Origin of the sequence: Phreatobacter stygius (assembly GCF_005144885.1) — a bacterium.
Lineage (GTDB): Bacteria > Pseudomonadota > Alphaproteobacteria > Rhizobiales > Phreatobacteraceae > Phreatobacter > Phreatobacter stygius.
On record NZ_CP039690.1, the window covers coordinates 4,193,934 to 4,208,415 of the forward strand.

14 protein-coding genes are annotated in these 14,482 nt (G+C 65.9%); 10 read left to right on the forward strand and 4 right to left on the reverse strand.

Features of this window, described 5'->3' with window-relative positions; all coding sequences use genetic code 11:
* Positions 1–124: 124 nt before the first annotated feature.
* The 5 genes from E8M01_RS19705 (at position 125) to rfbA (ending at position 6,106) form a co-directional block, all read left to right on the forward strand.
* A complete protein-coding gene (locus E8M01_RS19705) occupies positions 125–2,599 on the forward strand; it encodes a glycosyltransferase (protein WP_136961687.1) in 2,475 nt (824 codons plus the stop codon).
* A 70-nt stretch (positions 2,600–2,669) separates the two neighbouring features.
* Entirely contained in the window at positions 2,670–3,248 is a 579-nt protein-coding gene (gene rfbC / locus E8M01_RS19710; RefSeq protein ID WP_136964727.1) for a dTDP-4-dehydrorhamnose 3,5-epimerase, read from the forward strand.
* 12 nt (positions 3,249–3,260) lie between these two features.
* Positions 3,261–4,313, forward strand: a complete 1,053-nt coding sequence (gene rfbB / locus E8M01_RS19715; protein WP_136961688.1) for a dTDP-glucose 4,6-dehydratase — start codon at positions 3,261–3,263, stop codon at positions 4,311–4,313.
* Between the two features lie 12 nt (positions 4,314–4,325).
* Positions 4,326–5,246 (forward strand): dTDP-4-dehydrorhamnose reductase, encoded by a 921-nt coding sequence (gene rfbD, locus E8M01_RS19720; protein ID WP_136961689.1) that lies wholly within the window; start codon positions 4,326–4,328, stop codon positions 5,244–5,246.
* Positions 5,243–6,106, forward strand: a complete 864-nt coding sequence (gene rfbA, locus E8M01_RS19725; RefSeq protein ID WP_136961690.1) for a glucose-1-phosphate thymidylyltransferase RfbA — start codon at positions 5,243–5,245, stop codon at positions 6,104–6,106. The genes rfbD and rfbA overlap by 4 nt, the downstream gene beginning before the upstream one ends.
* Positions 6,107–6,219: 113 nt before the next feature.
* Here rfbA and E8M01_RS19730 read toward each other — a convergent pair whose 3' ends face one another.
* From E8M01_RS19730 to E8M01_RS19740, 3 genes are all read right to left on the reverse strand, one after another.
* On the reverse strand, positions 6,220–6,921 hold the full coding sequence (locus tag E8M01_RS19730; RefSeq protein WP_136961691.1) for a glutamine amidotransferase: 702 nt from the start codon (positions 6,919–6,921) through the stop codon (positions 6,220–6,222).
* 15 nt (positions 6,922–6,936) lie between these two features.
* Positions 6,937–7,875, reverse strand: a complete 939-nt coding sequence (locus E8M01_RS19735; RefSeq protein WP_136961692.1) for a ketopantoate reductase family protein — start codon at positions 7,873–7,875, stop codon at positions 6,937–6,939.
* A 98-nt stretch (positions 7,876–7,973) separates the two neighbouring features.
* On the reverse strand, positions 7,974–8,639 hold the full coding sequence (locus tag E8M01_RS19740) for a helix-turn-helix domain-containing protein (RefSeq protein WP_246088365.1): 666 nt from the start codon (positions 8,637–8,639) through the stop codon (positions 7,974–7,976).
* Positions 8,640–8,701: 62 nt separating this feature from the next.
* Between E8M01_RS19740 and E8M01_RS19745 the strand changes: the two genes are divergently transcribed.
* The 3 genes from E8M01_RS19745 to E8M01_RS19755 all read left to right on the forward strand — a co-directional run bounded on the left by E8M01_RS19745 (position 8,702) and on the right by E8M01_RS19755 (position 11,719).
* On the forward strand, positions 8,702–9,241 hold the full coding sequence (locus E8M01_RS19745) for an amino acid synthesis family protein (protein WP_136961693.1): 540 nt from the start codon (positions 8,702–8,704) through the stop codon (positions 9,239–9,241).
* 17 nt (positions 9,242–9,258) lie between these two features.
* The gene (locus E8M01_RS19750) at positions 9,259–10,164 is read left to right on the forward strand and encodes a 2-hydroxy-3-oxopropionate reductase (protein WP_136961694.1); all 906 of its coding nucleotides are present in this window, start codon (positions 9,259–9,261) and stop codon (positions 10,162–10,164) included.
* A gap of 244 nt (positions 10,165–10,408) precedes the next feature.
* Complete coding sequence (locus E8M01_RS19755; RefSeq protein ID WP_136961695.1) at positions 10,409–11,719, forward strand: MFS transporter; 1,311 nt, start codon at positions 10,409–10,411, stop codon at positions 11,717–11,719.
* 52 nt (positions 11,720–11,771) lie between these two features.
* Here E8M01_RS19755 and E8M01_RS19760 read toward each other — a convergent pair whose 3' ends face one another.
* Entirely contained in the window at positions 11,772–12,548 is a 777-nt protein-coding gene (locus tag E8M01_RS19760) for a GntR family transcriptional regulator (protein WP_170181979.1), read from the reverse strand.
* Between the two features lie 244 nt (positions 12,549–12,792).
* On the opposite strand from E8M01_RS19760, the gene E8M01_RS19765 reads away from it, so the two are divergent.
* Entirely contained in the window at positions 12,793–13,503 is a 711-nt protein-coding gene (locus E8M01_RS19765) for a fumarylacetoacetate hydrolase family protein (protein ID WP_246088366.1), read from the forward strand.
* Positions 13,504–13,505: 2 nt separating this feature from the next.
* The gene (locus E8M01_RS19770; protein WP_136961698.1) at positions 13,506–14,378 is read left to right on the forward strand and encodes a polysaccharide deacetylase family protein; all 873 of its coding nucleotides are present in this window, start codon (positions 13,506–13,508) and stop codon (positions 14,376–14,378) included.
* Positions 14,379–14,482 lie beyond the last annotated feature (104 nt).

Sequence of the window (14,482 nt, forward strand, 5' to 3'; positions counted from 1 at the left end):
TCGTCGCGCCTCACGCGCGCCGGTGGCCGGGTCGCGGCGTGGTCCTCTCCCGGCTCGATCAACGGGCTGGGCCGGGCAGCGTCGATTGTCGCATGAGCCGCCGGGAAACCAGCTTGGACACGTCATGCTGACAGGTCATCTCGATTATGTCGGGACCGAACGGATCTCGGGCTGGGCGCGCGACGACAGCGACACCGAGCGGCGCCTCATTCTCGAACTTTACGATGGCGAGCAGCGTGTCGCGCGGTTTGTCGCCGACAAGATGCGAACCGACCTTGCCGGCGCCGGCCTCGGCGATGGCCGTTATGGCTTTTGGCTTCAATTGCCCACGTCGCTGTTCCCGATGCCGGTCCATCGCATCAGCGTGCGTTTTGCCGACACCGGTCTCGATATCGGTGGCTCGCCGAAATATCTGTACCGGGCCGACCCGGCCTTCGATGAAGCCTTTGCCCAATGGATCGACGCGCAGGTGGACGCCACCATCGCGGCGGCCGAGACGCCTGAGCAATTGGAGCCCCTGCTCGGCCTATCGACCAATCTGATGGCCCGGGTCCTGACGGCAATCGACAAGTTCGATACGCTGAACCGAAGCACCGCGCTCGGCGACATCGATCTGTCGACCTTGCCGGACCGGCTCCGCCGTTCCGCCGAGCAGTTGGCGACCGGCTTGAAACCGATCCATGTCCCGGTTCACGCCGCGCCGCGCGTCTCGATCATCATCGCCTCGAGCGGCAGGCTGGGCGACGATTACGCGCTCATCCGATCGATCGTTCAGACCTCGAAGAGCTGTGCCTTCGAGATCGTTCTGGTCGACAATACCGGCGCGGTCGAAACGACGCTCCTGCCATTCCTGGTGCGCGGCGGCGCGCGCGTGGTGCGGATCGCCAAGCCGGGCGGCATCATGGCGGCCTACGCCGATGGTGCGCGGACAGCGCGCGGAACGACCCTGTTCTTCGCGACCGGTCTGCGTGAACTCGGGCCGGATGCCTTGCAGATCCTGCTCGATACGCTCGAGCGGGAGGGACCGGCGAGCCTGGTCGCTCCGCGACTGATCGATGCCGATCGGCGGCTGCGCGCCAGCGGCCTGTCGATCGATCCGCTCGGCAACAAATCACCCATCGGCCAGGGCATGGACGCGGCGCTGATGCGCTTCCGGATCCTGCGGGAGGCCGATGACGTGGCGCTCAATGCGTTGATGATCGACCGCCAGACATTTGCCGAACACGGCGGCTTCGAAGCCGCCGACATGTTGTTCGATTATACCATGTCCAACCTGAGTTTCGCCTTGCGGGCGGCGGGCGGCAAGGTCCTGGTCCAAGGCGCGTCCGACGCCGTGCTGGCCGGCCCGCTCGTTGGCCTGTCGTCGAAGAGCCGCGGACGCTCGCGATTCCTCGGTCGCTGGAACCAGGCCTTGCCCAAGGTCGGCGAAGCCCGCGATGACGGGGCGGCCCGTGCCGCCCTGTTTCTCGACGAACATTTTCCGTCCCCTGACGAAGACGCGGGATCGGCGGCCGTTTTCAGCCACGTGCGTGCCTTCCGGCGGCTCGGCTACCATGTCGAATTCCTGGCGACCCAGCGATCCAAGACCGAGGAGCTGCGCGCCCGCCTGCTGCGTGCCCGCGGCATCGAAGCCCATGACGGCATCGACAATATCGACCAGTTCCTGCAATCCCGGCGCAATCAGTTCGATGTCGTCTATGTCCATCGCTACCATGTCGCCAAGCAGGTGCTGGAACTGGCCAGGACAGCCAATCCGGGCGCACGGGTGCTGTTCAGCGTCGCCGATCTTCACCACATCAGGACCGAGCGTTCTCACGCGGCCGCAGCCGAGCCGGGCGACGAACTCGCGGTCAAGACGATGCGCGAGGAGGAACTGGCCAGCGTTCGCGCGGCCGATGTCACCATCACCCATTCCGATTGGGAACGCGACTATCTGGCCAAACATGTGCCGGCCGCGCGTGTCGCCGTCGTCTTGTGGGATGTCGCGGGCCGCGAGCCGGAGATCGCCTTCGATCGTCGCCAGGGGGTTTGTTTCCTCGGCAGTTTCCGCCATGCCCCGAACATCGACGCGGTGAACCATTTCTGCCAGGCGATCTGGCCCGGCGCGGCGGAAGCGATCCGGCACGGCGGGTTCGACATTGTCGGGTCCCACAGCGACCTGCTCGAGCTCCGTCCCGTGCCGCCTCATGTGAAGCTTGTCGGCTATGTGAAGGACATCGCCGGATATCTGGATCAGAAACGGCTGATGGTGGCGCCGCTGCGCTTCGGCGCCGGCATCAAGGGCAAGGTGCTCCTGTCGCTTGCGCATGGGCTGCCCTGCCTGATGAGCCCGATCGCCGCGGAGGGCATTCCGCTTCCCGCCGCTCTCGCGCACACCCTGGTGGCCGAGGATGATGCCGACTTCCTGAAGAAGCTCGAAGCGCTCTATGACGATCAGGCATTGTGGCAGGATACGTCGCAAGCCGCCCTCGCTTGGGCGCGCACGACCTTGAACGAGGGCGCGATCGCCGACGCTCTCGAGGCCGCTCTCGCAGTCCGGCATCGTTCGGCCGGCCCGGAGTTGCCCTCATCCGTGCGCACGTTTGAGGCCAGGGCTTGAGGTATACCACAGCGCGCGCGCATCTTGCCGTTCCACGCTGGCGGCGCAGGCATCAGGAATGAGGTCGTCGATGGAGGTTCAGTGGCTGGCCATTCCGGATGTGGGCGTCATCAGGCCGCGGCGGCTGGCCGATGCCAGGGGCTATTTCTCCGAGGCCTTTGTCGATCGCCTGTTTCGCTCGGCCGTTGCCGACGTCACCTTCGTTCAGGACAATCATGCCTTGTCGCGTGACAAGGGCGTCATTCGCGGCCTGCACTTTCAACGGCCGCCGCACGCCCAGGGCAAGCTGGTGCGCTGCACCCGCGGGCGCATCCTTGATGTCGCGGTCGACATTCGCTCGGGATCGCCGACCTATGGCAAACATGTCTCGGCCGAGATCTCGGCGGAAAACGGCTTGCAGATATGGATTCCCGCGGGATTTGCCCATGGCTATTGCACGCTCGAGACCGATACCGAGATCAGTTACAAGGTAACCGACTACTACGCCCCGGACTGTGATGCGGGTTTGGCCTTTGATGATCCGGCGCTCGGGATCGGCTGGCCGACCGGGGATCATCAACCAATCCTGTCGGCCAGAGACCGGACCCATCCGTGCCTTGCCGAACTCGGCGATGTGTTCAGCTATAGCGGTCCATCGGCCAGACCTTGAGGGGTTTCGGGAATGCGCGTCCTCGTCACCGGTGGTGCCGGCTTCATCGGATCGGCGGTCTGTCGGCACCTGATCAAGGATCTCGGTATCGGCGTCGTCAATGTCGACAACCTGAGCTATGCGGCGAACCTTGCGTCCCTGGAGCCGGTTGCGGACGATCCGCTCTACGCCTTCGAGCGGCTCGACATTTGCGACCGCGACGGCCTGGATCGGCTGTTCCGCAGCTATGCACCTGACGCGGTCATGCATCTGGCGGCCGAGAGCCATGTCGACCGGTCGATCTCGGCGGCCGGCGCCTTCGTCAAGAGCAATATTGTCGGCACGTTCACATTGCTCGAGGCCGTGCGGGCGTTTCTGGACAAGGCGCCGTCGGACAAGCGCGCGCAGTTCCGCTTTCTGCATGTCTCGACCGACGAGGTCTATGGCTCGCTGGGTGCTGCCGGGCTGTTCACCGAGGCGATGCCTTACGACCCGAGCTCGCCCTATTCGGCCAGCAAGGCGGCATCCGACCATTTGGCCATGGCCTGGCATCGCACCTATGGCCTGCCGGTGATCGTGTCGAATTGCTCGAACAATTACGGGCCCTATCACTTCCCGGAAAAGCTCATCCCGCTGACGATCTTGAATGCCATCGAGGCCAAGCCCCTGCCGGTCTACGGGGCGGGGTTGAACGTGCGGGACTGGCTCTACGTCGACGATCACGCGCGCGCCCTGGTGCAGATCCTGACGCGCGGCCGCCTCGGCGAGAGATACAATATCGGGGGGCGCAGCGAGCGCCGGAACATCGATGTCGTCACGCAGGTTTGCGCGATCCTGGACGAGCTCACGCCGAAGCGGTTTCCGCATGCCGATCTGATCGCTTTTGTCGAGGACCGGCCCGGGCACGACCACAGATATGCCATCGACGCGTCGAAGATCGAGGCCGAGCTGGGCTGGCGCGCCCAGGAGACCTTCGAGACCGGCCTTGCCAAGACGGTGCGCTGGTATCTGGATCGGCGCGACTGGTGGGAGCCGTTGCGGCGTGACGCCTATGCCGGCGAACGGCTCGGCCTGGTGCAGCGCTGAAGGCTTGATGTCATGCGTATCGTGGTGATCGGCAGGGAAGGGCAGGTGGCGCGGTCGTTGACCGAGCGTGCGCCGGCCCATGCCGGCATCGAGATCGTCACGCTTGGGCGCCCGGACCTGGATCTGACGCGATCGGACGACCTGGCCGGCCTGTTCGAGCGCCGGGCGCCCGATCTGGTGATCAATCCCGCGGCCTATACCGCGGTCGACGACGCGGAGACCAATGCCGGGCTTGCCTTCGCGGTCAACCGCGACGGAGCCGCCGCCGTGGCCGCGGCCGCGGCACGGCTGGATCTGCCGGTGCTGCATCTGTCGACCGACTACGTCTTCGATGGCACGAGCCAAAGACCCTATCGCGAAGGCGATCCGGTCAATCCCGTGAATGTCTATGGACGGTCGAAACTCGCCGGCGAGCGGGCGGTGGCGCGGGTCAATGCCCGGCACCTCATCATCCGCACCTCATGGCTCTATTCGACCTTCGGTTCGAACTTCGCGAAATCCATGCTCCGGCTCGGCGCGGAGCAGCCGGCGCTGCGGGTTGTCGACGATCAATGGGGAATGCCGAGTTATGGGTCGGACGTTGCCGACGCGCTCCTGACGATCGCCGCGAGGCTTGGCCGCGAGGGTTGGCAAGATGCTTTTGCCGGCGTCTGCCATCTCGCCGCATCGCCCGCGATGAGCTGGTGCGGTTTTGCCCGCGAGATCTTCGCCGTCTCGGCGCGCCACGGTGGGCCATCGGTGCCGGTCAGCGCCATTTCGACCAGCGACTACCCGAGGCCGGCCCGCCGCCCGCTGAATTCGCGGCTGGACTGCGGCAAGGTCGCGGAACTCTTCGGAATTTCCCTGCCGCACGTCCCTGACGCGGTCGCACGTTGCGTGCCGCGAATCCTCGCGGGAACACCAGCTGGCCAGACGATCGGAGCAGTGAATTGAAGGGTATCATTCTCGCCGGCGGCAGCGGCACGCGCCTGCACCCCATGACCATGGTGTCGTCGAAACAGCTCCTGCCGGTCTACGACAAGCCGATGGTCTATTATCCCTTGACCACGCTCATGCTTGCCGGCATCCGCGAGATCCTGATCATTTCGACGCCACAGGATCTGCCGGCGTTCAGGCGCCTGCTCGGCGACGGCCACCGCTGGGGCCTCGATCTGTCCTATGCCGAGCAGCCGCGGCCGGAGGGCCTGGCGCAGGCTTTCCTCATCGGCGCCGATTTCGTCAAGGACAGTCCCTCGGCCCTGATCCTTGGCGACAACATCTATTACGGCCATGGCCTGCCGATCATCCTGACCGACGCCGCGAAGCGAACGACGGGCGCCACGGTTTTCGCCTACCATGTCACCGATCCCGAACGTTATGGCGTGGTGGCGTTCGATGCGGCCGGGACGGCCTTGTCGATCGAGGAAAAGCCGATCAAGCCGAAGTCGAACTGGGCGGTCACCGGGCTCTATTTCTACGACGCCGAAGTCGTCGATATCGCCCGGTCGATCAGGCCTTCGGCGCGGGGCGAACTGGAGATCACCGACATCAACAGCGCCTATCTGGCGCGCGGCGATTTGCGTGTCGAGCGCCTTGGCCGCGGCTTTGCCTGGCTCGACACCGGGACGCCGGACAGCCTGCTCGAGGCCAGCGAATTCGTCCGCGCCCTGGAGAAGCGCCAGGGCTTCCGCATTTCCTGCCCTGAGGAGATCGCCTACCAGCTCGGCTATATCACCAGGGATCAGTTCGCCGAGCTTGGCCAGGCCCTGTCGAAAAGCGCATATGGCCAATATTTGCTGGCTCTTCTCGACTAGCGTTTCCGGTCAGCTGGCCCAGAGCGCCGCAACCGGACGCAATATCCGGCAAGGTTTGAAACGAACCGACCGACGGCCTGAACCTGCCATCGTCCAACCAGCAGACGCCGGTCTCACCCGAGGCCCTGCAGCCACTCGTCCATCATGTCGCGCGCACGGACCTGGAGGCCGGCCGCGTGTCGCGCTGCCTGAGCTCTGAGCGCCTTCGGGTCGATCTCGGCCTGCGACAACTCGCTGGCGTGGCCAACCAGCCACCGTTCGAAACCAGCATGCACAGCCTCCGGATGGAACTGCAGCCCCAGGATGTTCGGCCCCTTCATGAAGCCCTGGTTCCGGCAGATCCCGGTCGATGCGATGAGCTCGCATTCCGGCGGCAGGTCGAAAGTGTCGCCATGCCAATGCAGGACGGGCGCATCGCCGAGGTGACGGATCGCGCTCGGCCGGCCGGCCTCGCTCAGCATGATGGGTGACCAGCCGATCTCCTTTTGCGGCGCCGGGTAGACCCGTGCGCCCAGCGCCCGTGCCATGAGCTGCGCGCCGAGGCCGAGGCCGAGGGTCGGACGGCCCGCCGCGAGCCGCTCCTGGAGAATTCCGATCTCGTCCTTCAGAAACGGGTATTGCTCGTCCTGATAGGCGCCGATCGGGCCACCGAGCACGACCAGAAGCTCGGTCTTGATCGGATCCAGCGTCCAGAGATCCTGCAGGCCGACGTCGTAATAGTGGATCTTGTAGCCGGCCCGCTCGATCGGAAGCGCGAGGCTTCCGAGGTCCTCGAAGGCGACATGGCGGATGGCAACGGCGGTCGGCAAGGACATGGGCAGCTCGCAGGTTCAGCTGTACGACGGCGCCACGTGTGAAATGGCCGGCGTCGCCGCGTAAGCTTGCAGATGGGCGCGGACGATGCGGAGGATCGGTGTCGCGAGCCCGAACTCCGCGGCTCTGGAAAGCAGGTCGCCGAGGATATGGTCGTGTTCGGTCGGGGCGCCGCGCCATATGTCGCGCAGCATGGACGAGGTGCCGTTGGACGATCTGTCGGTGAGGCTTGCCCGCGCGCGGGCCATGAAATCGGGGCGGGGCCGGAAGCCGGCGGCGCCGGCGACCGCCGCGCATTCCTCCAGAAGCGCAATGGTGAGGGCGGCGCCGTCGTCGGTCCTGGCAACGGCGCCGATGGGCGCGCGCATGCAGCAGGTGATCCCGGCATAGCTCGCCAGAAACACGAACTTCTCCCACATGTCCTGCGAGATCGTCGCGCTGTTCCGCGGTCCAACGCCGCCACGCGCCAGGGCGGCATGGATCGCGTCGGCGGCGCCTGCCTGCGCCTCTGCGCGCGCCCCGAGGGTGAGCTCGTGAAGCTCGTTCAGATGTTCGATTTCACCAGCCTGGTTGACCGTGACGCCGATATGGCAAAGCCCGCCGAGAACCTGCGACGAGGCAAACCGGGCATCGAGAAAGGCGAGGTGGCGCAGGCCGTTGAGGAGCGGAAGAATGACCGTCTTCGGACCGACAGCGGGTGCAACCGCTTCATCTGCCGCCTCGAGGTCATAGGCCTTGCAGGCCAGCACGACGAGGTCGAACGGCCGCGTGGCCCGTTCGACGGCTTTCACCGGCATCCGCAGGTCGCCGCACGGGCTGCGGATCACCAGCCCGTCGCGTGCCAGTTCGACGGCGCGGCGGCGTCGGACCAGGAACGTGACATCGGTGCTGGCCGCCGCCAGGCGCCCGCCAAAATAACCGCCGATGCCACCGGCGCCCAGGATGAGGATTTGCATGCTGTCCTCTGGCCAACCCTAAGCCTGGCATCGCCGTGAGGTCGCCAGACCGATTGTCCACTATAGAGTCCATTGTCCACTAAGTGCAAGAAGGCGGGTCAGCCACGACCGGCATTGTTGACGACAATGTAAAAAACCGCCGTGTCCTGGTCCGATGGATTGTCGAACCGATGCGGCACCTGGGCGCGATAGAAGACCGCATCGCCCGCGGCGAGGTCGTATTGCGTGTCGGCCAGATGGAGCCTTAGGCGCCCGGAGGCAACAACAAGCGTTTCCTCGACGCCGGGGCGGTGAGGCGGAAAGGTCCCCGAGCTCTGCAACGGTGGCAAGGTGTTGGCGACGAAGTCGACGCTGCCGCCATTGTGGGCGAGAGGTGACAGGGACCGTCGCTCAAATCCGGTGGTCGGCACCCGAAAGACCGGCTGCTCGCCAAGCGGCGCGAGAATGACGTCGCCCTGCTGCCGGTCTCCGCCGACCAGCTGCGAGATGCTGATGCCCAGGCCTTCGGCCAGGCGGCCGAGAACCGTGGCGGTCGGCGACGTCACGCCGCGTTCGATCTTCGACAGCATCGACTTGCTGACGCCGGTCCTTTCGGCGGCCTCGCGCAACGACCAGCGCCGGGCGTCCCGCAGTTCCTTCGCCCGCATTCCCAGCTGGTTGGTCATTGCCGCACCTCTTGGCCCGGCGAAAGCGCGGGCAGGCGTGGAGAGTCTAGGCGCTTCGTCCACCGCTGGCCAGATCGCGTCTTCCAGATGTGTTGACATGAGTGGACGATTTGTCCACTATCAAGGACAACAAATGAGACGCAGCGACGGGAGAGACGGCCATGCCACTGACAATTCGCAAGATCTGTGCGTTTCAGGAAGAGATCCTGATCGACCAGCGCCCGCTCGCCCGGCCCTTCAGGCATGTCATCGTCGCCGCGGTGATCAAGAACCCCTGGGCGGGCATGGGGTTTGTCCAGGACCTCAAGCCGATAGTGGCCGAGGTCGCGCCGCAGCTTGGCGAGATCCTGGCAGGCCAGGCCGTCGCCATCATGGGCGGCGGCGATCAGGTGCAGGCTTTCGGCAAGGCGGCGGCCGTTGGTCTGGCCGGCGAGTACGAACATGCCAACGCCGTGATCCACACCGTCCTGTTCGGCGATCCGTGCCGTCGCGCGATCAATGGATCGGCCTGGATGGTCGGCAACCAGAAGGTCGCGCCGGCGGGCGTGACGCTGGAATTGCCGATGGCACACAAGGACGACGCCAAGAACCAGAACTATTATCACACCATCCCGATCTTCATTCCGGATGCGCCGCTGGCCGACGAGATCGTGGTGGCGGTCGGCATGGCGTCCGGCACGCGCCCCAGCGCTCGCCTCTAGACGGTGCGGGGGATCCCATGAAGATCGCCTTCATCGGGCTCGGCATCATGGGGCGTCCCATGGCCGGCCATCTTCTCGACGCCGGGCATGAGCTTTGGGCCTTCGATATTGCCGCGCTCCCGGCCGACCTGCTGGAGCGCGGGGCGAAACCGGCGGCAAGCGCGGAAGACGCTGCCCGTCGCGCCGATGTGGTGATCGTCATGGTGCCCGACACGCCCCATGTCGAGACGGCGCTGTTCGGCCCGAACGGCGTCGCAGCCGGGCTTTCGCCGGGCAAGATCGTGATCGATATGAGCTCGATCTCGCCGCTCGCGACCAAGGGGTTCGCAGCACGGGTCAATCGGCTCGGCTGCGACTATCTCGATGCGCCGGTATCCGGCGGCGAGGTCGGCGCCAGGGCGGCAAGCCTCACCATCATGGTCGGTGGTCCGCAGGCCGCGTTCGACACGGTACGTCCGCTGTTCGAGCGCCTCGGCAAGAACGTCACCCTGGTCGGTGGCAATGGCGATGGGCAAACCACCAAGGTCGCCAACCAGATCATCGTCGCCCTGACGATCGAGGCCGTCGGCGAGGCGCTTCTGTTCGCGTCCAAGGCGGGCGCCGATGCCGCTCGGGTCCGCCAGGCGCTGATGGGCGGGTTCGCGGCGTCGCGGATTCTCGAACTCCACGGTGAGCGGATGATCGAACGGAAGTTCGACCCCGGCTTTCGGATCGAACTCCATCAGAAGGATCTCAATCTGGCGCTCGAAGGCGCGCGAGCCCTTCAGATCACGCTGCCGAACACCGCGACCTGCCAGCAGCTGTTCAACGCTGCGGCCGCGCGCGGTGGCGGCGCCTGGGACCATTCGGCAATGGTGCGCGTGCTGGAACTGCTCGCCAACCACGAGGTCGGCCAGCCGCCAGCCGGCTGCGGGCTGTCGTGACCACAGGCTGAACCGGCAGCCGAGGTCGGGCCGCGGCAGGCCGATATCGCCGCAAGAGGCCAGCATCGCGCGTGATGCCGGCTCGGCCGCCAGCCCGCCCCTGTCGCAACGGCCTCGGGGGCGAACAATCACCAACAATCTCAAGGCGCTGCCGATAGCGGTCGCCGAATGACGCGCCCGCGCGGTGGGGGCCGAGACCGCGCCAAAAAACTGAGAAAAGGCAAATCATCGGGAGGAGACCACCATGGCATTTCACAGTGCGATCGCGATCGCCGATACGTCCGAAGTCGACGCGGTCCGATCGAGCGGCTACCGCAAGGCCACGCTCCGCATCCTGCCTTTCCTGTTCGTCTGCTATTTTTTCGCCTATCTCGACCGCGTCAATGTCGGTTTCGCGAAGCTGCACATGCTGGCCGACCTGCAGTTCAGCGAGGCGGTCTATGGCCTTGGCGCCGGCATCTTCTTTCTCGGCTATTTTTTCTTCGAGGTGCCGAGCAATCTGGTCATGCACCGGGTCGGCGCCCGCCGCTGGATCGCGCGCATCATGGTCAGCTGGGGCCTGATTTCGGCCGCCATGGCCTTCGTCACCACGCCGGCGATGTTCTACATCCTGCGGTTCCTGCTCGGCGTCGCCGAAGCCGGCTTCTTCCCCGGCATCATTCTCTACCTGACCTACTGGTACCCGGCCGAGCGGCGTGGCCGGATCGTGTCGATGTTCATGGCGGCGATCCCGGTCTCCGGCTTGATCGGCAGCCCGCTTTCCGGGCTCATTCTCGATACCTTTCAAGGGGTCCAGGGCTTCGCGGCCTGGCAATGGCTGTTCGTGGTCGAGGCCTTGCCGTCATGCGCGCTAGGCGTCGTTCTGTTCTTCGTGCTCACCGACCGTCCGGCGCAGGCGGCATGGCTCACCCGCCCCGAGATCGATTGCATCGAACAGGACCTCGCCGCCGAGGCGCAGCGCCAGGATTCTCATTCGGCCATGGCGGCGGCCACCGACCCGCGTATCTGGTTGCTCTCGCTGATCTATTTCGGCATCCAGATGGGCGTCTACGGGGTCGCCTTCTGGCTGCCGACGATCGTCAAGGGTTCGGGTTTTGGCTCCGACACGATGGTTGGCCTGGTGACCGCCATTCCCTACCTCGCGGCCGCGCTGTTCATGGTCGCCATGGGGCGCTCGGCCGATGCGACCGGCAAGCGCCGGCTGCATGTCGCGCTGCCCATTCTCCTCGGCGTCGTCGGCCTTGTCGGATCGGCCGCCTTCTCGACCCATACCGGCATCGCCATCACCTGCCTGACCTTCGCCACCATGGGCACGATCACGGCGCTTGCCCTGTTCTGGTCGCTGCCTTCGTCGTTCCTCGGCGGCTTTGCGGCGGCCGGCGGTCTTGCCATCATCAATTCGGTCGGCAATCTCGCCGGCTTCGTCAGCCCCTACATGGTTGGCCTGATCAGGGACGCGACGCACAGCACCAACCTCGCTCTGTATGTGATCGCCACGGCGGTGCTGCTCGCCGGCCTCCTGCTCGTCAAGGTCTCGCCATCGGTCGATCATTGATGGCCCGGCCCGCGTCCGGCCTCGCTGCCCTGCAACCGGCGCTCACCGCCGCTCAGACCCTGGGCTCGCGCAGGGCGGCGGCGAGCGTATCGGCTGCGGCGCGTTCGGTCTCGGGTGTCGCCATCTCCGCCGGGCCGCGCCGGCCGAAGGCGCGCGCCATGGAGAGTTTGACCGACAGCACGTGCTGGCGCATCAGCGCCTCGGCCTCGCGCGGCTCGCGGCAGATGATCGCCTCATAGATCCGGTGATGCAGGGCGTGGCGCTGGCGCATGTCGTCGAGGTCGAAGGCGACGATGTTATGGGCGGAGGCCTGCGGCACGCGCTGGCAGAGGCGCACCACGTCCTTGACCAGGCTCGATCCCGCGGCCTCGTGAATGGTGCCGTGGAAGATCTCGTTGGCATCGGCATAGGCCGCGCGGCGCTTTGATGGATCGGCAGTGTCGGCCAGCGCCGCATCGCCCGCGGTCAAGGAAGCGTCGAGCGCCGCCCGGGCCGTCTCGCTCAGGCCTCGTTCGGCGGCGAGACGGGCGGCCAGGCCCTCGGCGAGAGCGCGCATTTCATAGGCGTCGACGATCGAGGAGAGCGACTGCTCGGGAACCGTGAAACCCTTGTTCGGCGTGTAGTGCAGCAGGCCCTCGCCGGCGAGCATCTGCAGCGCCGCGCGCAAGGGCGTGCGCGACACCGACAGGGTCCGGCTCAGATGCACTTCGTTGAGGCGGCTCGCCGGCGCGAACAGGCCGTCGAGCAAGGCCTGGCGCAGGCGCTCGGCCAGGCTGCCGGAGCGAGTGGTGGCGCGCGGGCCGGTGTCTGTGCGGCTGGCTTTGGCCATCAGCCTCGATTGCTCCATCTGTGTGCACTTGGTTTCCCGCCGTTCTGAGCCGGAGGCGCGCGGCGGTCAAGGGAAGGGGCCTTTCCAGTGTCGGCCTTTGCTGAGGGAGTAATCATGGCCGCTGAATAATTGTACACACTTTGTCGTTGACAGGAGGAAACTGTGCGCACATTCTCCCCGCTCAATGAGCCGGCGGCTGCGCGTTCAAGCGGCCATAGGACACTCGTCAAGGGAGGATCGGATCGTGCAAGCCAGTCAGCAGGCGTATATCGTCGCCCCGGATCCGGTGCTTGTTTCGGTGACATGTTCGGAGGCCGCCTTCGCGGTCAGGCGGCTCTATTGCGTCGGCCGCAATTATGTCGAGCACATCAGGGAGATGAAGGAGGGCGACGAGCGTGATCCGCCGTTCTTCTTCCAGAAGCCGGCCGACGCGATCGTCGAGGACGGCGGCGCCGTGCCCTATCCGGCTTTCACCGATGATTTCCAGCACGAGATCGAACTGGTCGCGGCGATCGGACGCGGCGGTCGCAACATCCCGGTCGAGCGGGCGCTCGACCATGTCTTCGGTTATGCCATCGGCATCGACCTGACCCGTCGCGACCGCCAGCGCGAGGCGCGCGATCTGCGCCTGCCCTGGGAGGTCGGCAAGTCTTTCGACAGTTCGGCGCCCTGCGGCCCGATTCATCCGGCCGACAGCGTCGGCCACATCACCGCCGGCGCCATCTCGCTCAGCGTCAACGGCGAGACGCGCCAGACCGGCGATATCGGCCAGATGATCTGGAACGTCGCCGAAATCGTCGCGAACCTGTCGCGCCACTACGCGCTCGTCGCCGGTGACCTGATCTTCACGGGAACACCGGCCGGTGTCGGCCCGGTGCTGCCGGGCGACCGGCTGGAAGGTGTGATCGCCGGGCTCGGGCGGCTCGCCATCACCATCACCGAACGGGAGGACTGATCATGCTGCCGACCGAACGCATTGCCTATTCCGCCATTGCCGAGCGGCCGACGCTGAAGCTCCCGGGCGATGCCCGTCTCGCTGTCTGGGTCATCGTCAATATCGAGGAATGGAACGCCCGCGAGCCGATGCCGCGCACCGTGCTGACGCCGCCGGCCGGCGGCTCGCCGAGCCCTGATATCCCCAATTGGGCCTGGCACGAATATGGCAACCGGGTCGGTTTCTGGCGCATGCTCGAGGTGTTCGACACGCTGAACATCCGCGCCGTTCTGGCGATCAACGGCTCGGCCATCGGCACCTATGAGCCGATCGCGCGGGCCGCCCGCGACCGTGGCTGGGAATTCGTTGGCCACGGCTTCACCCAGAAGAACATGCAGAAGGTCGCCGACGAGCGCGAGGATATCGCCAAGACCACCGAAGCGATCCGCGCCTATGCCGGCCGGCCGCCGCGCGGCTGGCTCGGGCCGGGCCTGACCGAGACCTGGGAGACGCCCGATATCCTGGTCGAACAGGGTTATGACTATGTCTGCGACTGGGTGCTGGACGACCAGCCGGTCGAGTTGAAGACCCGCTCCGGGCCGATCGTCAACGTGCCCTATACCCAGGAATGCAACGACGTCGCGATGATGCTGATCCAGCACCACAAGGCCTCAGAATATCGCGACCGGGCGATCGACCAGTTCGAACAGCTTTATGCCGACGCCCGCGACTCGGCCCGCGTCATGGCGCTGGTCGTCCATCCCTACATCATGGGCGCGCCGCATCGCCTGCGCTATTTCCGCGAGGCGCTGGAACATATCGCGCTCAGGCCCGGCGTGCTGTTCCAGACCGGCGAGGAGATCGTCGACTGGTACCGGGCCGCGCGCGCCGGCTGACCGGCGGCGCCGGATATCAAGATGCGGACCGCGCCTCAAGACGCGGCCGCCCGAACGGGATGAACCCAGCAAAACCCACTGAGACCAGGGACGGCCGTTCAAGC